The 20,676-nt window shown below is 35.8% G+C and carries 29 protein-coding genes; 15 read left to right on the top strand and 14 right to left on the bottom strand.

What is annotated here, in order from left to right; genetic code table 11:
- Positions 1 to 197, bottom strand: a 197-nt coding sequence (locus tag D569_RS0115945) for a helix-turn-helix domain-containing protein (protein ID WP_018933428.1), incomplete at its 3' end; no start/stop codon positions are given.
- Positions 198 to 413: 216 nt separating this feature from the next.
- Between D569_RS0115945 and D569_RS0115940 the strand changes: the two genes are divergently transcribed.
- The 3 genes from D569_RS0115940 to D569_RS0115930 all read left to right on the top strand — a co-directional run bounded on the left by D569_RS0115940 (position 414) and on the right by D569_RS0115930 (position 3,528).
- A complete protein-coding gene (locus D569_RS0115940; RefSeq protein ID WP_018933427.1) occupies positions 414 to 1,571 on the top strand; it encodes a M48 family metalloprotease in 1,158 nt (385 codons plus the stop codon).
- Between the two features lie 32 nt (positions 1,572 to 1,603).
- Positions 1,604 to 2,542, top strand: a complete 939-nt coding sequence (locus D569_RS23065; protein WP_018933426.1) for a hypothetical protein — start codon at positions 1,604 to 1,606, stop codon at positions 2,540 to 2,542.
- A gap of 113 nt (positions 2,543 to 2,655) precedes the next feature.
- Positions 2,656 to 3,528: an AraC family transcriptional regulator gene (locus D569_RS0115930; RefSeq protein WP_018933425.1), complete on the top strand. Its 873-nt coding sequence runs from the start codon at positions 2,656 to 2,658 to the stop codon at positions 3,526 to 3,528.
- Between the two features lie 94 nt (positions 3,529 to 3,622).
- Here the strand turns inward: D569_RS0115930 and D569_RS0115925 are convergent, their stop codons facing one another.
- Complete coding sequence (locus tag D569_RS0115925) at positions 3,623 to 4,258, bottom strand: O-methyltransferase (RefSeq protein ID WP_018933424.1); 636 nt, start codon at positions 4,256 to 4,258, stop codon at positions 3,623 to 3,625.
- Entirely contained in the window at positions 4,245 to 4,520 is a 276-nt protein-coding gene (locus D569_RS0115920) for a hypothetical protein (RefSeq protein ID WP_018933423.1), read from the bottom strand. Before D569_RS0115920 ends, D569_RS0115925 begins: the two co-directional genes overlap by 14 nt.
- 126 nt (positions 4,521 to 4,646) lie before the next feature.
- On the opposite strand from D569_RS0115920, the gene D569_RS24450 reads away from it, so the two are divergent.
- The 3 genes from D569_RS24450 to D569_RS0115905 are packed head-to-tail and all read left to right on the top strand — an operon-like array spanning position 4,647 to position 6,147.
- On the top strand, positions 4,647 to 5,093 hold the full coding sequence (locus D569_RS24450) for a hypothetical protein (protein WP_018933422.1): 447 nt from the start codon (positions 4,647 to 4,649) through the stop codon (positions 5,091 to 5,093).
- 24 nt (positions 5,094 to 5,117) lie between these two features.
- The gene (locus D569_RS0115910; protein WP_018933421.1) at positions 5,118 to 5,558 is read left to right on the top strand and encodes a GNAT family N-acetyltransferase; all 441 of its coding nucleotides are present in this window, start codon (positions 5,118 to 5,120) and stop codon (positions 5,556 to 5,558) included.
- Between the two features lie 4 nt (positions 5,559 to 5,562).
- Complete coding sequence (locus tag D569_RS0115905) at positions 5,563 to 6,147, top strand: hypothetical protein (protein WP_018933420.1); 585 nt, start codon at positions 5,563 to 5,565, stop codon at positions 6,145 to 6,147.
- 54 nt (positions 6,148 to 6,201) lie between these two features.
- On the opposite strand, the gene D569_RS0115900 is transcribed toward D569_RS0115905, so the two are convergent.
- The 4 genes from D569_RS0115900 to D569_RS0115880 all read right to left on the bottom strand — a co-directional run bounded on the left by D569_RS0115900 (position 6,202) and on the right by D569_RS0115880 (position 8,448).
- Entirely contained in the window at positions 6,202 to 7,041 is an 840-nt protein-coding gene (locus D569_RS0115900; RefSeq protein ID WP_018933419.1) for an LCP family glycopolymer transferase, read from the bottom strand.
- Positions 7,034 to 7,552 carry a sigma-70 family RNA polymerase sigma factor gene (locus D569_RS0115895; RefSeq protein WP_018933418.1) on the bottom strand — a complete coding sequence of 173 codons (519 nt, stop codon included), beginning with the start codon at positions 7,550 to 7,552 and terminating at the stop codon, positions 7,034 to 7,036. The genes D569_RS0115900 and D569_RS0115895 overlap by 8 nt, the downstream gene beginning before the upstream one ends.
- Before the next feature lie 105 nt (positions 7,553 to 7,657).
- A complete protein-coding gene (locus tag D569_RS25160) occupies positions 7,658 to 7,912 on the bottom strand; it encodes a DUF2651 family protein (RefSeq protein ID WP_018933417.1) in 255 nt (84 codons plus the stop codon).
- Positions 7,913 to 7,995: 83 nt separating this feature from the next.
- Positions 7,996 to 8,448, bottom strand: coding sequence for a DUF3939 domain-containing protein (locus tag D569_RS0115880; protein WP_018933415.1), 453 nt, complete (start codon positions 8,446 to 8,448; stop codon positions 7,996 to 7,998).
- A gap of 192 nt (positions 8,449 to 8,640) precedes the next feature.
- Between D569_RS0115880 and D569_RS0115875 the strand changes: the two genes are divergently transcribed.
- A complete protein-coding gene (locus D569_RS0115875; RefSeq protein WP_018933414.1) occupies positions 8,641 to 9,171 on the top strand; it encodes a competence protein ComK in 531 nt (176 codons plus the stop codon).
- Between the two features lie 63 nt (positions 9,172 to 9,234).
- Here D569_RS0115875 and D569_RS23060 read toward each other — a convergent pair whose 3' ends face one another.
- From D569_RS23060 to D569_RS0115855, 4 genes are all read right to left on the bottom strand, one after another.
- Positions 9,235 to 9,465, bottom strand: coding sequence for a hypothetical protein (locus D569_RS23060; RefSeq protein WP_018933413.1), 231 nt, complete (start codon positions 9,463 to 9,465; stop codon positions 9,235 to 9,237).
- Positions 9,455 to 9,952 (bottom strand): RNA polymerase sigma factor, encoded by a 498-nt coding sequence (locus D569_RS0115865; protein ID WP_018933412.1) that lies wholly within the window; start codon positions 9,950 to 9,952, stop codon positions 9,455 to 9,457. Before D569_RS0115865 ends, D569_RS23060 begins: the two co-directional genes overlap by 11 nt.
- On the bottom strand, positions 9,939 to 10,310 hold the full coding sequence (locus D569_RS0115860; protein WP_018933411.1) for a hypothetical protein: 372 nt from the start codon (positions 10,308 to 10,310) through the stop codon (positions 9,939 to 9,941). The genes D569_RS0115865 and D569_RS0115860 overlap by 14 nt, the downstream gene beginning before the upstream one ends.
- A 68-nt stretch (positions 10,311 to 10,378) precedes the next feature.
- Positions 10,379 to 10,774 (bottom strand): YhjD family protein, encoded by a 396-nt coding sequence (locus D569_RS0115855; protein ID WP_018933410.1) that lies wholly within the window; start codon positions 10,772 to 10,774, stop codon positions 10,379 to 10,381.
- 187 nt (positions 10,775 to 10,961) lie between these two features.
- Here D569_RS0115855 and D569_RS0115850 point away from each other — a divergent pair, with 187 nt between their 5' ends.
- The 5 genes from D569_RS0115850 (at position 10,962) to D569_RS0115830 (ending at position 14,795) form a co-directional block, all read left to right on the top strand.
- Positions 10,962 to 11,630 (top strand): TVP38/TMEM64 family protein, encoded by a 669-nt coding sequence (locus tag D569_RS0115850; protein ID WP_018933409.1) that lies wholly within the window; start codon positions 10,962 to 10,964, stop codon positions 11,628 to 11,630.
- A gap of 58 nt (positions 11,631 to 11,688) precedes the next feature.
- A complete protein-coding gene (gene lepB / locus D569_RS0115845; protein WP_018933408.1) occupies positions 11,689 to 12,234 on the top strand; it encodes a signal peptidase I in 546 nt (181 codons plus the stop codon).
- A 132-nt stretch (positions 12,235 to 12,366) separates the two neighbouring features.
- The gene (locus D569_RS0115840) at positions 12,367 to 13,191 is read left to right on the top strand and encodes a GNAT family N-acetyltransferase (RefSeq protein ID WP_018933407.1); all 825 of its coding nucleotides are present in this window, start codon (positions 12,367 to 12,369) and stop codon (positions 13,189 to 13,191) included.
- 14 nt (positions 13,192 to 13,205) lie between these two features.
- Positions 13,206 to 14,108, top strand: a complete 903-nt coding sequence (locus D569_RS0115835) for an alpha/beta fold hydrolase (RefSeq protein ID WP_018933406.1) — start codon at positions 13,206 to 13,208, stop codon at positions 14,106 to 14,108.
- Between the two features lie 87 nt (positions 14,109 to 14,195).
- Positions 14,196 to 14,795, top strand: a complete 600-nt coding sequence (locus D569_RS0115830; RefSeq protein WP_018933405.1) for a DJ-1/PfpI family protein — start codon at positions 14,196 to 14,198, stop codon at positions 14,793 to 14,795.
- Between the two features lie 257 nt (positions 14,796 to 15,052).
- Here D569_RS0115830 and D569_RS0115825 read toward each other — a convergent pair whose 3' ends face one another.
- The 3 genes from D569_RS0115825 to D569_RS0115815 are packed head-to-tail and all read right to left on the bottom strand — an operon-like array spanning position 15,053 to position 18,530.
- Positions 15,053 to 16,432, bottom strand: coding sequence for a PASTA domain-containing protein (locus D569_RS0115825; RefSeq protein ID WP_018933404.1), 1,380 nt, complete (start codon positions 16,430 to 16,432; stop codon positions 15,053 to 15,055).
- Complete coding sequence (locus D569_RS0115820; protein WP_018933403.1) at positions 16,425 to 17,096, bottom strand: ABC transporter ATP-binding protein; 672 nt, start codon at positions 17,094 to 17,096, stop codon at positions 16,425 to 16,427. The genes D569_RS0115825 and D569_RS0115820 overlap by 8 nt, the downstream gene beginning before the upstream one ends.
- Positions 17,097 to 17,111: 15 nt before the next feature.
- Positions 17,112 to 18,530 (bottom strand): ABC transporter permease, encoded by a 1,419-nt coding sequence (locus tag D569_RS0115815; protein WP_018933402.1) that lies wholly within the window; start codon positions 18,528 to 18,530, stop codon positions 17,112 to 17,114.
- A 391-nt stretch (positions 18,531 to 18,921) separates the two neighbouring features.
- On the opposite strand from D569_RS0115815, the gene D569_RS0115810 reads away from it, so the two are divergent.
- The 3 genes from D569_RS0115810 (at position 18,922) to D569_RS23485 (ending at position 20,641) form a co-directional block, all read left to right on the top strand.
- The gene (locus tag D569_RS0115810) at positions 18,922 to 19,404 is read left to right on the top strand and encodes a hypothetical protein (RefSeq protein ID WP_018933401.1); all 483 of its coding nucleotides are present in this window, start codon (positions 18,922 to 18,924) and stop codon (positions 19,402 to 19,404) included.
- A 275-nt stretch (positions 19,405 to 19,679) separates the two neighbouring features.
- On the top strand, positions 19,680 to 20,042 hold the full coding sequence (locus D569_RS0115805) for a VOC family protein (protein ID WP_018933400.1): 363 nt from the start codon (positions 19,680 to 19,682) through the stop codon (positions 20,040 to 20,042).
- Positions 20,043 to 20,074: 32 nt separating this feature from the next.
- Positions 20,075 to 20,641: an NUDIX hydrolase gene (locus D569_RS23485; RefSeq protein ID WP_018933399.1), complete on the top strand. Its 567-nt coding sequence runs from the start codon at positions 20,075 to 20,077 to the stop codon at positions 20,639 to 20,641.
- The last annotated feature ends 35 nt before the right edge of the window (positions 20,642 to 20,676 follow it).

Below are 20,676 nucleotides of genomic sequence, written 5' to 3'. Positions count from 1 at the left end.
AAAGCATATTGTTTTCCAATTGGTTGAGCTAACCTGTGCTCCTCACCATTCCTATACCATCTCATCCAAGTTTTGATTTGTGTCTTATTTTTAATACCAAACTTCTCCATAATCTCTTTGTTCGTTAGTTCCCCAGAAAGTTTTAAGCGTATCACTTCTCTTTTAATTTCTTCAGGATAAACCATCTTCTTCCCCATAACAAAAAACACCTCCAAATGTCGATAAATAATTAATACGACTCTGGGGGTGTTTTTTCCTGTCTCATATTATTGGGTCACTCTAGTTTGATGGGAGGATTTTTTAATTTAATCCTGTTTGTTTAGTTTTTTCAAAAAAAGATAAAATGATAAGATTAAAAATACAAATTTTATCCATATAATAGTAATAACTTTTACGTTTAGGGGCTTATATCGATGAAAAAATGGATGATAGGATATACAGTATATGTAATGCTGATTTTTCTCTACTTTTATTATTTTTATCCACTTACATCATTTAGTGATACACGTTATGGAGCATTAGCACACGCTTTTTTCTTTGCGATGTGGCCATTACAGCTATTGATGTTATACATGCTAATCAAGAAAACAAATTGGATAGAACAACTGGAACAAATTCGATCAGAAATAAAAAAGGTGCTGTTATATGTTACGCTACTTACCGTGATAGATTATCTGATCCATTTTCCTTTTCGCTTTCTTTGGTATAGGATCGGGGTAAGAGAAGGAATTGGAACGCAAGGATTTCTTTCATGGCTAGTTGAACAATTACTACATACGGGAATGTTGTGGTTATCCCTTTCGTTCATTGTCCTGATTACACGAACCGTTATGAAAAGATGGCCGAAAATCTGGGGTGTGATTCTTTGGTTCCTTGCGATCCCGGTAGTCTTGTTCGTTGTCTTCGTGCAACCGATTTGGATTGATCCACTTTTCGATGATTTCACCCTATTGCCAGAAGGAGAGTTGCGAGAAGAAATCGAAACGTTAACGGCAGATGCAGGAATTAATGAAGCAACACTACTTGTTGTCAATAAAAGTGAGAAAGTGTCCACCTATAATGCTTATGTGACAGGTATTTTCAATCATGCTCGTATTGTATTATGGGACACCACCATTGCTGGTATGCAGCAGAATGAAATTTTATTTATTATGGCCCATGAGATCGCGCACTACATCTACCATCACGTATACTGGGGAGTAGGTTTATATCTTTTGTTAACACTTGTTGTATTAATAGTATTACAACAGTGGACTCGCTCTTGGAAAAGTGTCTATTCTTTGTCATCTTTAACAAAATTATTATTCATGACAGTAGCTATACTCATGCTTTTGCAGCCTTTGTCACAATGGGTATCTCGAGAAATGGAAAATCAAGCAGACCAATATGCGATTAATCATACGGAAGATTTATATCCAGCATTGACAAGCTATAGACTACTTGCTGAACAATCGAAAGCAGATATTTCTCCATCTCCATGGATTCGATGGTTCCGTTCCAGTCATCCATCAATAGCGGATCGTATCGACCGAATCACCAAAGAAATTGAAAATCGTGAAACGAACCCGTAATTTAATTCGTATATAGAGTAGAGGTGGTTGAATTGGATACTTATTATCAAAAAATAGTAAAAGCTCAAGAAGACAAGCGAAAATTAAATCGACTAAAGCACGAGCGAAAAGAATTAGCAGTTGAATTAGAAAAATTGGAGAAGCAAAAGCAGGAATTCTATCAACAATTGCAAGATGAGAAAGTGGATGTCGAAAAACTAGAATCCTTTAGTGTAGCGAATATTTTTTATTCGATCACTGGTCAAAAGTTGGAAAAACTTGATGAAGAGAAACAGGAAGTCGCAAGAGCACAATTACGCTACCAGGAAGCGAAAGCGTCTGTTCAGGACTTGCAAGAGGATATCTCCGCATTAGATCAACAAATTCGTGAATTGGGAGAGCCTGATGTTCGTTATCAGCACTTATTAGAAGAGAAATATCATCACTTATTAGATACCAATCATGAAAGTGGACAACAAGCACTTGAAGTATTAGAAAAATTGGGAAACATGCAAGATGAGAAATCTGAAATTGCCGAAGCGATTGATGCAGGAGAAAAAGTAAAACGTGCGCTATCATCAGCTCTCTCTTCTCTAGATAGTGCGAAAAACTGGGGAACGGTCGATATGTTTGGCGGTGGCTTAATTTCGACTTCTTTAAAACATAGTCATATTGATGATGCTAAACAAGCAACACACGATGCCCAGCGGTTATTACGGAAATTTTCACATGAGTTAAATGACATTGGCAAATCATTTCAAGCTAATGTCGAGATTTCTGGCGGGTTAACCTTCGCTGATTATTTTTTCGACGGTCTTATCATGGACTGGTTTGTGCAAGACAAAATCAACCAGTCAGAACAACAAGTCAGTGAAATGTATCAAAAAGTAGAGGAGACGATTTCGCAGTTAAAGCGTCTCAACCAAGATGTTAATAACACCATCGATCAAGCTAATCATAAATGGGAACAGATTATATATCATGCATCATAAGTGAGACCCTCGATTGAAAGTCGAGGGTCTTTTCGATCCGACACTTTTGTGCACCAAAAGTCGGAAGAGCTTCTTTTATTCCTGCTATTCTTTAATCAAGGGAGGTCATTTTGATGAATGGATTACTAGAAATGAACAAGGCATTGGAATATATCGAGGAGAATTTAACTAATGAAATAGATTACACAAAAATAGCGAGTATTGCCTATTGTTCTGAATACCATTTTAAGCGAATGTTTTCTTTTCTGGCAGGTATTACTTTATCGGAATATATTCGCCGTCGACGCTTAACTGTCGCAGCATTTGAACTACAAAATAGCGATGCTAGAGTAATTGATATTGCCATTAAATATGGCTATCAATCTCCTGATTCTTTTGCCAGAGCTTTTCAAGCTTTGCACGGCATTAAACCGTCAGATGCAAAACAGCATGGTTCACCACTGAAATCTTTTCCAAAAATGATCTTCCGATTATCAATTGAAGGAGGAAATGAGATGAACTATCGTATCGAAGAAAAGAATCCCTTCCGAATTGTTGGTGTGCAAAAACGGGTGCCAATTATTTTTGAAGGAGAGAATCCAGAGATCACCGCCATGTGGAAATCACTGAACAAGGAGAAAATCGAGCAATTGAAAGAGCTCTCGAACACAAAACCTAATGGGATCATTCAAGCATCCACCAATTTCTCAGAAGGACGTATGGAGGAAAAAGGAGAGCTGGATCATTATATTGGGGTTGCTACAACAGAAGAGTGCCCAGAACAATGGGCTGCTTTAGAGGTTCCGGCCTTTACTTGGGCAGTTTTCGAATCAATTGGTCCGTTCCCACAACATTTGCAGGAGACATGGGGGAGAATTTACGCTGAATGGTTCCCATCATCCAATTATCAGCAAACGAAAGGTCCAGAGATTCTTTGGAATGAAAATAGCGATTTTGATTCGCCAGACTTTAAAAGTGAGATTTGGATACCGGTAGAGAGGCAATAACGGGGTGCTCTAGCATTCCTCGAGGACAAAAAAGACCAATATGAAAAAAAGTGCTCTTATGAAAGAATGAAGGACAAAGGATGTCCTTCATTCTTTATTTTACTTGGGCTATGGTAATACCATCACCAATCGGAACGAGTATGGATTCTAATTGTGGATGATCTGCGACTGTTTGATTAAACTCCTTCATCAATGTGGTATAACGTTTGGTGTCTATGCTCTGATCAGCGACACTACCTCTTACCAACACATTATCGATAGCAAGCACAGCATTGGGGTTCGCCAGTTTAATGCATCGTTCCAAATAATTCGGATAATTTCCTTTATCAGCATCAATAAAGAAAAAGTCAAATCGTTTATTTTCTGCTTCCAGCTTTTCAAGACTTTCTAAAGCAGGACCTGTTAAGTATGTAACCTGGTCTTTGAAACCTGCTTTAGCGAGGTTACTTTCCGCTAACTTTGCATATTTCTCCTCTAATTCTAAAGAGGTGAGCGAGCCATTTGGTCCAAAACCTCTTGCAAGACATATCCCACTATATCCACCAAGTGCCCCAATTTCCAGCACATGTTTAGCACCTGAAATCGACACTAACATCGTTAAAAATTTTCCAGAAGAAGCTGATACAGAAATATTAGGCATTCCATTTTCCTTGATGGAGGTAATCACACCTTCCAGTAAACTATCTTGCGGATTAAAAACGGAGTCAATATACTGATTAATTTTCTTCATTCTGATCACATCCCTTTTGATTGTGCGTTTCTGTTTCATCTAATTCAAACAACTGTTTAAATTCTTCCATCATCATATCAATTGCCTTTAATTCACCGACTAATATTTGTTGGATGGACTGAAATTCGGGTTGATCTAATTGTTGTTGAATAGTCGAGCGCTTTAGTTTTAAGCGTTCTAAAAAAGCGAGAGCCCTCCCACGACGAAATGTCTTAGCACCCCTTTTTTTTAAATGGATATGATCTGATTTGTCACTGTTCATTGGTCATCTCCTCTTCTTTTTATTAATTGTATACATGTGTATACAGTATGTCAATTAAAACATATACCATTATTTAGAAATGAATGTTAAAATAACCGTATAAATCTCCAAATAAAGGAGCCCGTTATGAAACAGTTTCTTCGTGTTTTGTTCTTGATAACGATGGGAGTCTTTTTGTCTACGAACATGGTTTTTGCTACTTCATGGGCGTATCCTTTTGTTGTTTGGGATGATCACACCTATGAAGTGGTGGATGAATCTATTACAAATATTGCTGAAGAGATAGGGGAAGTAACAAGGTATTCAGATATGGAGACGTACTCTGGAAATTTCTCCAATGCTTATCCAAAGGGGACCAAATATTATTCCATACAAGGAGTAAGTACAGAGGAAGCTATTGCAGTTGAAATTAGTCCAGGCGAGTATAAAAAAGCAGTACGAAAAGGTGAATTTCAGGCAGATAAACGAGATGTGTATCCACTTATACAAACTGTTATCATAAGTGTAGTTGCTATTATTGCTATCGCTGTAATAGTTGCGATAGTAATTACATTTAAAAGAAAACATAACTAACGCAAGCAAGGTTGGAGGTGTATCATGCTTATCAGGCATTTCAAAATTAGTGATGTTCCACAAATTCTACCTTTAATGAAACAATTAGGCTATCCTACGACAGAAGATCAGTTTCAGCAAAGAATGGCTACCATTCAAACACTACCTAACTATCAAACTTTCGTGGCAGAGGAACAGAATATTATTGTTGGACTACTAGGGGTATCTCTGCAACATTTCTATGAACACGATCGGACTTTTGTTCAAGTTGGTGTATTTATTGTTGATCAGAAATTTCGAGGACAAGGAATTGGAAGACAGTTACTTGTAACCAGTGAAGAGTGGGCTGAGAAACATGGAGCGAGAAAAATATTAATTAATAGTGGTAATCGTGAAGAAAGAAAAAATGCACATCAAATTTACTCAACGTTGGGCTATGAAGCGAAAAGAATAGGCTTTGTAAAAACTATCAATAACAGGAGGTGAAGTCATGCTATCTCGCTACCTTCTAGTCTGTTCCATCATTAGTAGTGTGCTCGTGTTGCTAGTTCAAATATTCAGGTGGCAGATTGTTGAAGCATTCACACCATTTTTCTTCCCCTTTATATTAACAGCAGTATATGGCTTTTTTATCATTACGCTTATTACTTCTGTTATTCTTATGATTGTTAAACGTAAATGGAAGCCGGTAGTAATTCAAATCGTGACAATTATTCTCTTTTTCACTGTCCCGTTTAACCAAATGATATTGAAATGGAACTTTTATATGAAAAAAGAAGCTAGGGAAGAAGTAATTGAGAAAATAGATAATGGCGATCTAAAGCCCAATGTGGATTATAATGATTCATTGATTCAATTACCAAATGAATATGCACATGTGACAAGTGGTGGAAATGATATTGTGGTAGAAGAAGATGGAGCTGTTTTTTTCTTTACATATAGAGGAGTACTGGATAACTTTTCAGGTATTGCTCATTCGCCTCTGGATGAAAAGCCTGCTACCCATGACTTTGGAGGAGATTTTAAAGAAATCGTTAAATTTGCGGATGGTTGGTATTTTGTTTCATCATCTTGAGAAACAATAGTAAAAGTCTTGTGGGGAAACACAAGACTTTTTTTGGTTACTTATCTATAAATCATTTTTTAGTTTTTCTAAGAAGCTTGGTTCTAATTCAACATAGTAAATCTCATCTTCAAAGATATTGTTTAACCCTTCTTCCAACTGAATTATATCATATTGGTTTGATTTCTTTTCCATTTGATTGAAAATATCTTCAGTTAGATTTGTTTGATGGTGAGAAATAAGCTCCATTAATTCAGGAAACTTTTGATCCTTCTCTAATAGATTGGCAAGGCTATTTTGTTCTTCGATTTCATATATTTTATTTTCATCATCAATTCCTAATAATTGAAATATTTCTTCCATTGGCATCAAAGCATAGTAATCAATCGGAATATCTAAATAATGAGACACAGTTTTCACGCTCGCTGCTGGATCGTTATCATGAGCTCCAACATGTAATAGCTTTGTTTTTTCGAATTTTTCACCTTCAGCATTATACCTGTCAACATGTAAATCACGGGGAAGGGAAACTACTTTTACACTTTCCTTATCGAAATTAAAGGTAAGCAGAAGATTAAAAGGGTTTCTGTGTCTATCTGCATCCTCACCCATTAGCAATAAAACAGAATCCCCATTGCCTTCTTCTGCTGATGTGATACTTTTGTCTGCTTCTGAATTTTGTTTTTCGTTAAGAATAAAAGATGGGATTAACGCAATAGCCAATATGAAAACTGCTATAGTTGCCATGATCGGCACTATTGGACGTGTGAAACTACTTTTATTATGATATTGTGTTGTTGTTTGGCTATGAATTTTGTTAAATGTTTTTTCTCTATCATCTTTTGTAAACGATAAATCTTCCTGATTTAAATAAGAGGATAATTCTTTCTCGAATTTACTAACCATAAATATTTTCCTCCTTCATTATAACTTTTAACCGCTGTTTTGCCCGAGTTAATCTAGTTTTCACCGTATTAAGGTTAACTTCTGTAATGATTGCTATTTCTTCCAATGTAAAAGATTTGTAGTAATAAAGAAAAATCACCTCTCGATACTTTTTTGGCAGTGAAAAAATACAGTCCTTAATTTCGTTTTGTTCCTCCGCTTCCATCACCTTACTTTCAGCTGAGAATATTGTCAGCGTATTTTCCAAAAAGTTTTTTGCTTGTACTTTTCGGTTATGCCAGCTCCTGAGATGGTCCTTACATTCATTGATAGCAATCCGATATAACCATGTTTTAATGGAAGCCTCATTTCTGAATTGCTCAAGGTTTTTATAACACTTTACAAAGGTGTTCTGAACCATGTCTTTAGCTAGCTCTTTATCTTTCACATATTGGAAAGATAACCGTACTAAATCATCACCGTAGTTTATCATGGTTTCTTCTAATAATTGTTCTTTTTCCAGTTCTGTCATGACACCACTCTTCTCTCATTTATCTTACTTTCGCACATTGGACGAAAGCGAGATTTAAATAGTTTCAAAATATAAGAAAACTTTTTAAAAAGTAAAAAGAAGCCTTCATGATAAAGGCTTCCTCCTTTTCATTTTGGTAGTTACCATTTTAGTTAAAAAAGCACCTGCAAATGTCAAAAATCCATAGATGAAAATCCAGAAACCGAATGATCTGTTAAACCATAAAAGGGCAGCTATGATTCCAAGCAATATCACTAGAATAATAGGTGAAGTGAGGTTTTTAAGTATCAAGTAACCAACGACCCCAAGTATAATAGATATGATAGGGAATATGAAAATGATCAATGGAATAGTAAGCATACCATTTCCTCCTTAATATCGGTATCATTGAAAGTTGCTTGTTGTCTTGTTTTATTAGCTGATCTTTTCATAGACATCCCCCTTTACTTAGGCTTTATCGTCGTAACTAACTGTTCTTGGTCCGTAATATAAAAATCCACTTCTGGTCGTTCGCTGATTAAGTTAAGTTGTTCTAATTTAAAAAAGTTCACTCTGCGATAGGGATCATGATCAATAATCGGTAATTCCTTTTTTTGTGCGATATATTGATCGACTGCTTGCTGGACTTGATCCAAAGCTTGTGCAATATGTTTATCTTCTTCCTCAAATAAATCATAGGTTTCTTTTGACATATAGTATTTTTTTGATGGAATCGCCTTCAAAATCGGAGCTAGTAAAGTATAGTCTAGCGATAAGTCGTCTTTAATTAATATTTTCAATGGGATATTTGGAGGTAAGTCTCTGCTGTACTCATGAATCGCGGATCGGACTTCTTCTAATGATATGTCTTTTGTAGGGAATTTTTTTGCTTCTTTTTTCTTTTTCTTAAACCACAATTATTTCACCTCATTTTTTTGCGAAAATTTTGTTGGAAATGACCACTCAGTTGCCTCTTTTAAGCAAATTATAGCAAATTTCTGCTAGATTGATAGTCTAACTCGAAATTTCGCGCTATTTTTTGTTATTTTATATCCAATTTTATCAAAAATTGCTACATTATAGTGGAATAATTTAAAGGAGGAAATGAAATGGAAATTTTAATGGAGAAGGTTCGGGAAATCAGTCCAAAGACATTAGCAGTGGTCGGTTATGAAGGAGATGGGAGGTTTTTAACCCGTGTGATTGAGTATGAAGAAGTAGATGATTATGAAACGACATTTAGTACACAACAAGTGATGGATGTTACTTGTAAAGCATTTGGTATTAGTTTAAAAGGGTTGATTGAAGGATCAAGAATGTTAAGTGGCATCACGCATAAACCACCAATTGCAATTGACCGGATAAGTGGGATGTACTTTTTTCCAGTGGAATCCCCCTTAAGAAAAGCTTGTACATGGATTGCACATTCACACGTTCTCGAAATAGAAAAAATAGAGCAGCACTTAACACGGGTCGTTTTTAAAAATGGGCGGGACTTGGTGTTAGAGGTTTCTTATGCTACGATGATCAATCAATTGTACCGCACTGCCCAGTATCGCTACTTGCTTAGTAATAAAATGGAGCACATTCTTGAGGCTTCTCAGCATATTGCGGAATCGAAATGGCATACAAAGAGATAGGATGATGGTGGCTAGAATAAACCCAATAAGGCTCTTGCCTTATTGGGTTTATAGGTTTATTCGCTAAATAAATAGTAAGGGTATCGAACAAAGTAATATGATCATAGGAAGCAAAGCAATTGTTAATGGTGTCCATTGCTTGGAGATAAGATCTACCGGATTTTTCGCTGGCGCATAAAGCCAGTTTGCGATCCGTTGTGATAATGATTTCTTCAATGGAATATCTGGTACATCTACTTCAAATTCATCTAATTTTTGTTTTAATTCATCGGGAATATCGTGTTTATTCATCATCATCAACCTCCAATAGGTCTTTTAGCTTTTTTAATGAACTGTGTAGTCTTGATTTTACTGTCCCAATCGGAATTTGTAAAATAGCGGCAATCTCTTTTTGACTTAAATCATGATAATAAGTAAAAATAATTACAGCTCTTTGTTCAGGTGGTAGCTGTTGTAAGGTAGTGCGAATCGTAATCTTTTCTTCTAGTGATACTGGTTCTTTTTGGTTTTGTTCATATAAAAAAGGGAGTAGTTTTTTGAACTTGTTCCGTCTTTTTAGTTTCGTCATTGTTATCTGGTAAGCAATTCTGAATAAAAAAGTGCGAATATGGGATCTAGACGGATCAAAGTTCATTTGATATTTTTGAAATTTAATAAATGTATCCTGGACAATATCATAGCTTAACGCTTCATCTTGCGTGTAGCGGTAGGTGAACTGATAAATTTGTTGATGGTAAGTGGTAAATAACTCCTCCACTTGGATATTATCATTTGAACTCATCAGACCACCGCTCTTTAATTCCTTTAAATACATATGCTAATCGCGTAATAAACCATATTGATGAGAGCAAGGAAAAGATGAATGTTTGGTGAAGGAAAAATTGTACCCAATTGTCATTGATAGTTTGATCCATAAATAAGCAGGTAGCTAATCCAATCATACAGATAAATGCATAGGCAGCACATATAATCGTGACATAATCCCATCTCGTCCAGTAAAAGTATATATCTGATTTTTTGAAATCAACTTTCTTCTGGTGATCCTTTATTACTTTTTTATTCAATGTAGCAATGATTATCGCAAATGCATTACCTAATATCATTACAACAATCAAGCTAATCCACCAACCTAATTGCATTTTTAATCATCTCCTTTACTAGTTATACCATGAACGGAGATGAAAAGTTCACTATTTTCTTAAAAAAATTACAGCTTTACTTCTTCTTTTGAGGAAGACGTTGATTCATAAGCATGTGCAAGTAATTCCTCTAAGATCAGTTCGACTTTTTTACGAATAGCTGGATTAAAGTAATTCCGTTTTTCCTCTTTTCCTTTGCAGAGGAATAGGTAAGATGTGAATGAATCATTTTTTTCTGCTGCAACGACTTTAATTTTCTCCTGATGCATTTGTTTGCGCAATTTTCTTCGTTCTTCGGTTGCGTTTTTTTCCATCTTTTCCAACAGCGCAATATATGGTTCATTTATCTTAAAAGGGGATAGTTGGTTCATTTTTTGTAAATCATGTTTAATAACCTTTAAGGCCATTGATAAAAATAGAAAACGTGATGCTAATTTCCATTCTTGTTCGTTTAAATATCTCATTTTCCATTTCCACCTCCAAGGGAACGTTTGTTCTATTATATACCCGAACCGCTAAAAAATGCAACACAATTGTAAAAAAATCAAATAGAAATTCAAGGATTTATGTGAAAGATTAGGAAAACAGCAAAAAAAATATTAAAATGAAAATAACTCATTTTTTTGGTCAGTTGAAGGAGTTAAACAAGGTATGATTACATATAATATAAGTAATTTAGATAATATTGATGTGGAAGAGATAAAAGATCTAGTCGAAGCAAATGAGTTTGGGCAGTTAGTAAACTTCTTATTGCAAAGCTATGAAAGCTTAGGTCCCATTCCTGGTTTTTTACTCCCATTTATTGAAGCATTTCTTCCTTTTTTGCCGGTTATCGTATTCGTGATGACAAATGCAGCGGCATATGGGTTATTGGAAGGGTTTATATTGTCATGGACAGGGGCCAGTTCAGGGGCAATAGCAGTATTTATGTTGGTTCGTCGTTTCAAACATATTCGGCTATTGCAGTGGATTAGCAGGAATAAACAGGTGAAAAAGGTAACCAATTGGTTGGAACGTCATGGGTTTGGCCCATTATTTCTTTTACTTTGTTTTCCATTTTCCCCTTCTGCGGTGATTAATTTAGTAGCTGCGATATCAGGAGTAGGCTTTTACCAATTTGTATTGGCAGTATTATTAGGAAAAGGTGTCATGATCTTAACCTTATCCTTCATTGGAGATAGTATAGTCTCCTTTGCACAAAATCCTGTTAAAACCATAGTATTAGCAATAGGAATCTCCATACTCTGGATCGTAGGTAAATATATAGAGCAACGCCTGCAAAAAAGAGCTAAGGAAAAAAGTGGAGGTAAAAAGGATTAGAATCTTCCAAAAGGGGGTAAATTAGTTAATAAAGAGAGTCCCTTTGGAGGGAAGGTATATGGATAAGAAACGTATTTGGTCAATTGTGCGAATTGTTGTTATTGCATTGGTGTTGGCATTCTTTTTTCGATCTTATTTATTTGCAAGTTATGTTGTAAATGGTAAGTCGATGGAACCAACACTGCATGATGGAAATTTATTAATGGTCAATAAGATAGTATATGATTTAAAAGATATCAACCGTTTTGATGTCATTGTTTTCCACGCCAATGATAAGGAAGATTATGTGAAAAGGGTAATCGGAAAACCTGGTGATCATATTGCTTATCAAGATGATAGGTTATATATCAATGGAGAAGCAATTGATGAACCATATTTGGATCCATATCGGGAACCGAATAAAGTACTTACAGAAGATTTTACTTTAGAAGAAATAACCGGTGAAGAAGTCGTACCAGAAGGGAATTTGTTTGTATTAGGGGACAACCGAACGAAAAGCTATGACAGCAGAGCGATTGGTTTCGTGAAAGAAGAAACAGTGGTAGGAAAAGTAGATATCCGTTATTGGCCGATGTCAGAGCTTAACTTCCAATTTATAAACTAAATAAAGGAAAGCGCTTTAATGAGGAACTCAATCCAAAACTGTTTAGGAATGGATTGAGTTTTTTAGTGGAATTTTATGGTATGATATGGTGGGGATAAAAGGGAAAATCATAATGGGGAAGGAGATATAGCAATGATCTCTGAATTAAAAATGAGTGATTTTAATAGGTGTCAGCATTTGATAAACAAAGATGGGCATATGGAAGTGGAAGCTGTCATTCTGGGAAATAATCCAGGGCGTATCTTTGTAGACAACCCAGAATCTCCTGATGCTGCATTGCTGTGGCTTGGGAATAATGATGGATTTTTTTTATTAGGCAATGGGAAAAACGTGGTGTTTAGAAAACAATTAGATCACTTCATAGAGAAAAATATTTCCCCCGAAGCAAAAATGCAAGGCTTGAATGATCTAGAAATAATAGCACATCATCCGGAATGGAACCCAGTGATAGAAAACATCTTTAAGCACCGAAAATTAGAAAGTTGGCGGCAGCGAGTATATCAGCTCTCTCAAGCGAATTATAGAGCAGACAAAGAGCCAATTATGGATCACCAATATCAAATGATGAAAATAGATAAGGAACTTCATGAAAATAATGCGATTGAAAATATGGAATTCTTACACAGCAATCTTTCAGAGTTTTGGACTTCATCTTCACGTTTTTTTGAAATAGGTATTGGTTATTGTATGGTTTATGATCATCAGATCGTCAGTATTTGTTTTTCTGGTTTTGTGGCTAACAAACATCAGTGCATAAATATCGAAACAGTAGAAGGGCATCAAGGCCAAAAGTTAGCACAAAAGGCTGCTCATCTTTTTGTGCAAGAATGTTTCGAGAAAAATGAAATACCATATTGGGATTGCATGGTAGAGAATAGTCCATCTGTTGCGGTTGCTGAGAAGTTAGGATTTACTAAAAAATTTGAATATAAAGGTTATCAATTTCCGATTGGATAAAAGAGAGGTGTAAGATGACAACTATCTATAAGAGTAAAGAAGGCAAACGAATAATAACTGAGAAGTACGAAAAGTATTTGGACAATCTCCCTTTCGATGTAGAACGGGAATATGTCGATACAAGCTTTGGCACAACCCATATACTTGTAGCTGGTTCAGAAAATGCTCAGCCTGTTATTATTCTTCAAGGTGGTAACTGTATTAATCCCATGACGCTTTCATGGTTTTCTCCATTAGCAGAGCAATATCGAATTTATGCCCCAGATACAGTTGGTCATCCGGGATTTAGTGCGGAAAATCGAGTATCTGCTAAGGATCAGAGTTTTGCCCGTTGGATTGAGGAATTAATGAATCACTATCAAATCTCGAAAAGTGCATTTATTGGTCCGTCTTATGGTGGTGGGATAATACTAAGGTTAGCTACTTTTATACCTGACAAGATAGCATCTGCTGTTTTAGTTGCACCAGCTGGATTAAAACTCGGTTCTAAATGGCAAATGATAAGGGATATATTATACCCGCTTATTTGTTTCCGTATCACCTCATCTAACAAACATCTCCAAAAAATGACAAATGTAATGTCGGATAACAGCATGAAAGAAATCGATGTAGAGTTGATCGGCGATGTGATGAAATATGTAAAGCTAGAACAGAACATGCCGAAGCTGACAGAAAAGGAAGAGTTAGTAAACTATAATGCTCCTACCTTAGTGATAGCTGGGACAAAGGATGTCTACTTTCCCGAAAGCAAAATACATCATAGAGCCAAAGAGATTATTCCTAATCTAGTCGCATTTAAAAGTTATGAAATGGGACATTTTCCTTCAGAAGAATATCTATCAAAAATGAATCAGCAAATCGAGAAGTTTCTGGAGGAATATTATGAAGAAGTTGATATAGTACAAAGTTCTATCTAATCGACTATTTTGTTCATGGATGTGGGAGACAAGAGTCTTCCAAACTAATTTAATTTATATTTAATACCGGAAAGAGTGGAGAAAAATATGTCACAACGTACAGTTGGTATTTTACTATTTAATGAGGTAGAGGTATTGGATTTTGCAGGGCCATTTGAAGTTTTTTCATTAACAGCGAAAACGGATTTAGAAACAAAGACTTTTAACGTGATCACTATTTCAGAAGATGGAGAAATGATTAAAGCCAGAAATGGTCTGAGAGTGAGCCCGGATTATAATTTTCATCATCATCCTGCATTAGATATTTTGGTTGTGCCAGGAGGTTACGGTGCAGAAGAAATTGAAATAAATAATTCTAACCTGATTCAGTGGATTAATCAGCAATACTCACAAGTCGAATGTATCGCATCTGTATGCACAGGAGCATTACTCTTAGCTAAAGCAGGATTATTAAATGGAAGGAAGGCAACGACACATTGGATGGACCAAGACAGATTGGCAAAGGAGTTTCCGTTGGTAGCTGTTCAGCGTAATGTAAAGTTCATAGATGAGGGGAAGGTTATTACTTCTGGGGGGATTTCAGCAGGGATTGATATGTCTTTTCACCTTATCTCTCGTATCTATGGAAGAAAAGTTGCAGAAGAAACGGCCAAAAGGATGGAATATGATATCTTTCCCCAAGGATAGATCTTAGTAATTTTTTGCTGATAATTCATTAATCTTATAAAATCTCCTGATAGTAAATTCACAACTATCAGGAGATTTTTTTATAGGATAAGAAAGTATAAAATTTGCGCAGATGTCTAGCTCCGAGCGCCAAAAACTAGGCGACTTCACGAATCGCCCTACGATAAGTCATCATCGGTTCGTAAACTCACCGTGATTCCTTTATCTCAGTTGATGCTGAAGTCGCTACGTTTCTAAACGGGCGCTCTGCGCTTTTCTTATTTCTCGATCTGTTCTTCTGCCGGTTCCTCTGTTTCCGGACTTAACTCTTCTTCGATTTCTTCAGGTGCTTCATTTCCACCTGGGCTGTCAAAGGCTCCAGGATCAGCGTCTTTATTGTTGCTTACGCGAATTTCTACGGTGTAGTCCATCGAAACAAAGGAATTAAAGTTGCTCATCCCGACAATTGTACCCTTCACTTCAGGTGCATCGACATATTTAACGATGTAGGAGATATCTGCTCCTTTGGATTGATAGTCCTCATAGAACAAACGTGGTAAATCTCCTTCTAATTGTCCACGGTAATCTCTTAAATATGGTTTGCCCTCTGAATAAGTGACAGTAATACTTTTATTATCTTGATCGGTTAATTCTGTTCCTGGTTCAATAGATTGGGCGATTAAATTTCCGTATTTTACTTTATTATGGAATCGTTGTCTCACTGTTACGGATAGACCTTCATAGCTTGCCGCCTCTTCCATGGAGAGCGACGCAAAATTCGGTACTTCAACAGATTTTCCAAGTGAAATCGTGACTTCCATTTCGTCCTTTTTGGCAATCATTGTTTCAGGATCAATATTTTGCTTACTAACTAAACCAGCTTCAATGTCATTGGATGCTTCTTCGTTGTAGGTTATTTCAATTTCGTTGGTATCAGCCCATTGCTCTACTTCTTGTTTGCCTTTATTAACAAAATCAGGTACTTCTATATCTTCTTCAAAGACTTCTTCCCCTTTGGAGAAATAAACACTTGCATTATCTTGGCGGCGATACTCTTCTTCGCTTATATCTTCATCTCTCATAACGAAGCGGGTGAATTCTCCTTCTTCCACTTCATCACTGAACTCCGTAACAATTTGTAAGTTTTCTGCTCTGTTTTCTTCCTTCCAAGCTTCGACTTCGCTTCTAGTCATTTCGGAAAATTCAGGTAATTCAATATGCTCTTCTGGATCTGCACCAATGCTACTGGTTAGGGTAATCGTTGATCCTTTTTTAACCTTTTTTCCTTCCGCTATGCCTTGTTCGATAATATGATTGGCATCATATTCCATACTGTGTTCCTGCGTTAATTCTATCTCCATATCGTTCTCATCTGCCCATGCTCTTGCATCGGCAACAGGCCCGCCAACAAAATCCTCCATATCGACATAGCGAATGCTGTAGTATAAGAAGGCAATTAACAATAATGCAAGAACTCCAAGAGCAATATAAATGATTAATTTCTTGCGTTTCTTCCATTGGTAATCTGGATCTATTTCAATATGTTCATGGTTGTCACGTGGAGAATTTCTCACGCTTTTTTGCTCAGTAGGAAACGTTTCTTCTTTAGGCAGTTTATCGTAATTATCTTTGTCAAAATTAGAAAGAAAATCACTCATTGGTATTCAAGACGCCTTTCTTTAAATAAAATGTTTGGTCAGACTGTTCCGCAATATCATTGGAGTGCGTAACCATAATCACACACTTTTTATGCTCATGTGCCAATTTCTTAAAAATATCGATGATTTCCTGTTCCATTTCTTCATCTAGATTTCCGGTAGGCTCATCGGCAAGAATTAGTTCAACGTTAGTAGATAGCGCTCGTGCAATGGCCACACGTTGCTGCTCTCCACCTGACAGTTTATTAACCGTGCGATTTGCTTTATCTTGGGAAATGCCAATATAATCTAACAAATTATATGCAACAGTTTTGTGATCATCTGGTAATTCATTTTCGGTAATAGACATAGAAACTAATACATTCTCAACGGCGGTAAAGGTAGGTATCAGGTTGTAGCTTTGAAAAATAATACCAACTTTATTTCTGCGATAATTATCATGTCCAATTTCTAGAATGTTTTTTCCATCGAAAACAACTTCTCCGTTGTGTGGCGTATCCATTGCACTAAGTAAAGACAACAGCGTCGTTTTTCCAGACCCGGATTGTCCTAATATCGTGTAAAATTTTCCTTTGTCAAAGGAAACATTAGTATTCTTTAAGACAAAACGACGACTTTCACCGTCTTGGTAGTAATAATTCAAGTCTTTTGCTTCTAAGATCATCTGTTTAACCTCCTCTTACATCATTATTTTTTTAGGGTTTAGTCGAATAATATAAATTAAAGGAATCACGGTTGATAGAAGAATCGTGATAATTCCCACGGCATAAAATAATAAAATAAAGTCTCCTGTTAAGCTCACTTCATAAGCGTCTATTACATCTTCTGTTGTGAGATCTGTTTGCATTTCTGTGTAGTAATAAATCTCATCTTCTCTTTGATTATTGTCATTATCAATCAAAGAATCAGAAACAGTTTGCGCTAATAGATTTCCAGTAAATAAAGATAGTGTCATCCCAATAATGGAAATAATCAATACTTCAGTAATGATTTGCCCTACCACTCGCATACGGGCTTCACCAAGTGAAAGATAGATGCCTAATTCGCGTTTGCGATCTCTAAGGAATAGTAAGACTACTAAACCGATAATAAGAATGGTCGTGATAACGGAAGCAATCAAAACATATTTCGATAAGTTAGACATAGATTCAATTGGTGCAGCAATCGAATCATACGAATCACTTGCATGGCGAACAATAAATAGTTCTGGTAGTAATGGACTTACTTCTTCTTCAAAAGCTTCTGCATCTTCCGGTTCATTTAATACAAAGAATGGTACGTAATAATCTTCATATTCTGGCATGTCGCCAACTGCGAATTCCATTTCTTGAGAAACAAGTGCATTGGCTACATAGATCGTATTTTGAAAATCCATATCCATGTAATCGAATTCTTCAGGGTTTTCGGAATCACTATTCACGGTTTTAGGTTCAAAAATACCAATCACTTCTAATGGTACGTCTCGAGAATCTAACACTTCTTCTTCGCCAGATTCACTAAATTCATATATTTGGTTCGATAAGGAAAAGGTATCTCCAACCTGAAGGTTATTCAAATCTGCTAGTTTCTTAGAAATAATTGCTACAGGCGTTCCATTTTCAATCTCTTCATCTGTGAAGACACGTCCATCGACAAGTTCACTTTTACCTTCTTCAATATCAAGTAGTGGGGCATAATTGACTCCTTTTAGTTGAAATTGTGGCCCCATCCCTGCCATTTCGACTTCTCCTTCTGCTTCTTCCATCATCGGATTATAGCTTTCGATTTCCTCAGAAGCTAAGAAGGTTGTGGTATTATAATCATAGTATTTAACATAAGGAAGTTCACCAATTTGATTAATTAATTCCTCACCTAAATTTGGAATCTCGAAATTCATCATTTCTGATTCATCCATACTATCAAGTGCTTCATAATCTAGCTCAAGTGTTGCACCTGTTCCGAGTCGTTCTTTAATAGATTCTTCGACATTAGCTGTCGCTTGTGAAATGGAGATGGCTCCTGCTATCACATTTCCTAAAATAAATAGGACAGCAAGTAAAATTAGAGATTTTCCCTTTCTTCTAGTAATACTTAATAAACCACGCTTAAAAAAATTCATTTCGTTCCCCCTGTTCTTTTTCTTATTGAATGAATGGTTGAGTCATGATGAAGATAATTGCAAAAAAAAAGAAGTGTGGATTTATCTTGGTGTGTTTTTGCACATAATCCCTCATTACTGTTAGACGAATTCCTACTGTAAAAAGTTTCATATAATAGCAAATTTTTATGTATTATTAGGATAAAGAGAGGAGAGGGATGACAAAAAACGATACTGAAAACCTACATTTGTGCATTTTTCTACAAATATATCTATTACTATTCAACTATTCTAGCCTTATTCAGGCATTTCAAAAGTTAGGTTTCCAATTAATGGAGATAATGGTATACTAAGTTTGTTAAAGGCAATGGAATGCTTGTGTGAGACTAGACAATAAAAAGGCTGATGGACAATGACATGGAAAGAAGAAATACAAATAGCTAGAAAAATAGTGGTCGCTTCTGTTTCCGGATCATTATATGCGATCATTCTATTCATCTTTGTACCTACTCCATTTGGTGGAAACATGCAAACGGTTGGCGAATATATAGAAGCCTTCACTATAACTATACCAGCTTACTTAATGTACAGTTTTCCTGTCATTTTAGTTTATGGAACGATCACTTCTATCATCAGTGATGTAGTGGCACGTTTAATAGCGAAAGGCACGAGAGGACATCTAAAAATATATTACTCGTTTATTCTACACATTCTTTTTGGACTGATCTTGCTTTGGTATAGTTTACTGGCAGCTGGTATATTTTTTATAACAGATTATTTATTACGAGGAAGGAATCTGAATAAATGGAGTCATGCGCTAAAAAGTTTAGGATTACCTATTTTAGTTTGGGTAGTGTTTATGGGATTAGCACATCTAGTAAGTTTCTTTAATTAGGACTAGGGTGATCTAAAATAAATATCTCACATTCAACTTATAATTCAAACCAAGAAAACATTGAAGTGGGATTTTCTGATATAGATTTGGAGGCAATTTTTGTACATAGCGATTTAGTTGATTTAGAAGACTTTCAGTAGCAATTTCAACCAAAGAGATTTGAAGCCTTTTACAGGATGGTATCTTAACTCAAGATGAATTTCTAAGTATAGAAAAGGCTTTTATGTTTTTTTGATAGGTTGTGGAACAAAAACTTATTTTCAGGAGGAATTGAAATGATTCTAGGATTACATCATGCACAAATTACGATTCCAAAAGGTGCAGAAGAAGAAGGGAAAAACTTTTACTGTGACGTACTAGGTTTACCTGAAGTTGAAAAACCTGATGCTTTAAAAGGCCGTGGAGGATTCTGGTTAAAAGTTGGTGATAGAGATGTACATGTAGGAACAGAAGATGGAGTGGACAGAACTAAAACCAAAGCACATTTAGCTTACCAAGTAGAAGATGTTGATTATTGGCGAGAGGTTCTGGAACAGCATCATATTGAAATATTTGATTCCGTACCAATTCCCAATTTCAAACGTTTTGAATTTAGAGATCCCTTTGGTAATCGGGTAGAGATGATACAAGAAATTTAATGAATATTTTCTTGGAGGAGAACAATGGATAAATGGAAAACGTTAAAAACAAAACAGAGTATTTACATAAAAGTCGATTTGGGAATATTAGAAAAGATAGCTGTGAACTTCCAAATGGGATAGTGATTGATGAATATTATGTGAATGAATACTCCGATTGGGTGAATGGGATTGTCATAACGAAAGAGAATCAGATTGTATTGGTAGAGCAATATCGTCATGCAGGAGGAGACTTCTTCTTAGAAGTGCCTGCTGGAAAAAAAGAGGGGAAAGAAACACATGAGGAAGGTTTGATCAGAGAAGTGAAGGAGGAGACGGGATACTCTTCGTTGCAAAAACCAATTTTCTTAGGTGAATTTTATGTTAATCCAGCTATACAAAATAATAAAATAAAAACTTTTCTAATATTGGAAGCGTTTAAATCACAAGAACAAGACCTTGATGATACGGAGAACATTAAAGTTAGGGTGTTGGATTTCGATCATTTTGGTAATCAATTATTAGGAAATAAAGTGAAAAGTCAGCTATTTACTGTAACAGCTTACCTAATAGCGAAAAATTATATGATGGATTCCTTTTTTCAATCTAGTGAAAGGTGAAAATTACAAGTGGTGATGGAACAGAAAAGAGAAAA

This window comes from Gracilibacillus lacisalsi DSM 19029 (genome assembly GCF_000377765.1).
In the GTDB taxonomy this organism is placed as follows: Bacteria; Bacillota; Bacilli; order Bacillales; family Amphibacillaceae; genus Gracilibacillus; species Gracilibacillus lacisalsi.
Note: the sequence above shows the minus strand (reverse complement) of the source record. Positions and strands in the feature narration are given on the sequence as shown.

Bases quoted from the DNA above. Each gene is read 5' to 3' on its own strand.
- D569_RS25160 (WP_018933417.1), bottom strand. From the start codon at position 7,912: ATGCTTACTATTCCATTGATCATTTTCATATTCCCTATCATATCTATT.
- D569_RS0115815 (WP_018933402.1), bottom strand. From the start codon at position 18,530: ATGAATTTTTTTAAGCGTGGTTTATTAAGTATTACTAGAAGAAAGGGA.
- D569_RS0115905 (WP_018933420.1), top strand. From the start codon at position 5,563: ATGCTATCTCGCTACCTTCTAGTCTGTTCCATCATTAGTAGTGTGCTC.
- D569_RS0115855 (WP_018933410.1), bottom strand. From the start codon at position 10,774: ATGAGATATTTAAACGAACAAGAATGGAAATTAGCATCACGTTTTCTA.
- D569_RS0115825 (WP_018933404.1), bottom strand. From the start codon at position 16,432: ATGAGTGATTTTCTTTCTAATTTTGACAAAGATAATTACGATAAACTG.
- D569_RS0115895 (WP_018933418.1), bottom strand. From the start codon at position 7,552: ATGACAGAACTGGAAAAAGAACAATTATTAGAAGAAACCATGATAAAC.
- D569_RS0115840 (WP_018933407.1), top strand. From the start codon at position 12,367: ATGATCTCTGAATTAAAAATGAGTGATTTTAATAGGTGTCAGCATTTG.
- D569_RS23060 (WP_018933413.1), bottom strand. From the start codon at position 9,465: ATGATGAATAAACACGATATTCCCGATGAATTAAAACAAAAATTAGAT.
- D569_RS0115830 (WP_018933405.1), top strand. From the start codon at position 14,196: ATGTCACAACGTACAGTTGGTATTTTACTATTTAATGAGGTAGAGGTA.
- lepB (WP_018933408.1), top strand. From the start codon at position 11,689: ATGGATAAGAAACGTATTTGGTCAATTGTGCGAATTGTTGTTATTGCA.
- D569_RS0115865 (WP_018933412.1), bottom strand. From the start codon at position 9,952: ATGAGTTCAAATGATAATATCCAAGTGGAGGAGTTATTTACCACTTAC.
- D569_RS0115900 (WP_018933419.1), bottom strand. From the start codon at position 7,041: ATGGTTAGTAAATTCGAGAAAGAATTATCCTCTTATTTAAATCAGGAA.
- D569_RS0115850 (WP_018933409.1), top strand. From the start codon at position 10,962: ATGATTACATATAATATAAGTAATTTAGATAATATTGATGTGGAAGAG.
- D569_RS0115920 (WP_018933423.1), bottom strand. From the start codon at position 4,520: ATGAACAGTGACAAATCAGATCATATCCATTTAAAAAAAAGGGGTGCT.
- D569_RS0115805 (WP_018933400.1), top strand. From the start codon at position 19,680: ATGATTCTAGGATTACATCATGCACAAATTACGATTCCAAAAGGTGCA.
- D569_RS23485 (WP_018933399.1), top strand. From the start codon at position 20,075: ATGGAAAACGTTAAAAACAAAACAGAGTATTTACATAAAAGTCGATTT.
- D569_RS0115820 (WP_018933403.1), bottom strand. From the start codon at position 17,096: ATGATCTTAGAAGCAAAAGACTTGAATTATTACTACCAAGACGGTGAA.
- D569_RS0115875 (WP_018933414.1), top strand. From the start codon at position 8,641: ATGGAAATTTTAATGGAGAAGGTTCGGGAAATCAGTCCAAAGACATTA.
- D569_RS0115910 (WP_018933421.1), top strand. From the start codon at position 5,118: ATGCTTATCAGGCATTTCAAAATTAGTGATGTTCCACAAATTCTACCT.
- D569_RS24450 (WP_018933422.1), top strand. From the start codon at position 4,647: ATGAAACAGTTTCTTCGTGTTTTGTTCTTGATAACGATGGGAGTCTTT.
- D569_RS0115925 (WP_018933424.1), bottom strand. From the start codon at position 4,258: ATGAAGAAAATTAATCAGTATATTGACTCCGTTTTTAATCCGCAAGAT.
- D569_RS0115940 (WP_018933427.1), top strand. From the start codon at position 414: ATGAAAAAATGGATGATAGGATATACAGTATATGTAATGCTGATTTTT.
- D569_RS0115860 (WP_018933411.1), bottom strand. From the start codon at position 10,310: ATGCAATTAGGTTGGTGGATTAGCTTGATTGTTGTAATGATATTAGGT.
- D569_RS0115835 (WP_018933406.1), top strand. From the start codon at position 13,206: ATGACAACTATCTATAAGAGTAAAGAAGGCAAACGAATAATAACTGAG.
- D569_RS0115930 (WP_018933425.1), top strand. From the start codon at position 2,656: ATGAATGGATTACTAGAAATGAACAAGGCATTGGAATATATCGAGGAG.
- D569_RS0115810 (WP_018933401.1), top strand. From the start codon at position 18,922: ATGACATGGAAAGAAGAAATACAAATAGCTAGAAAAATAGTGGTCGCT.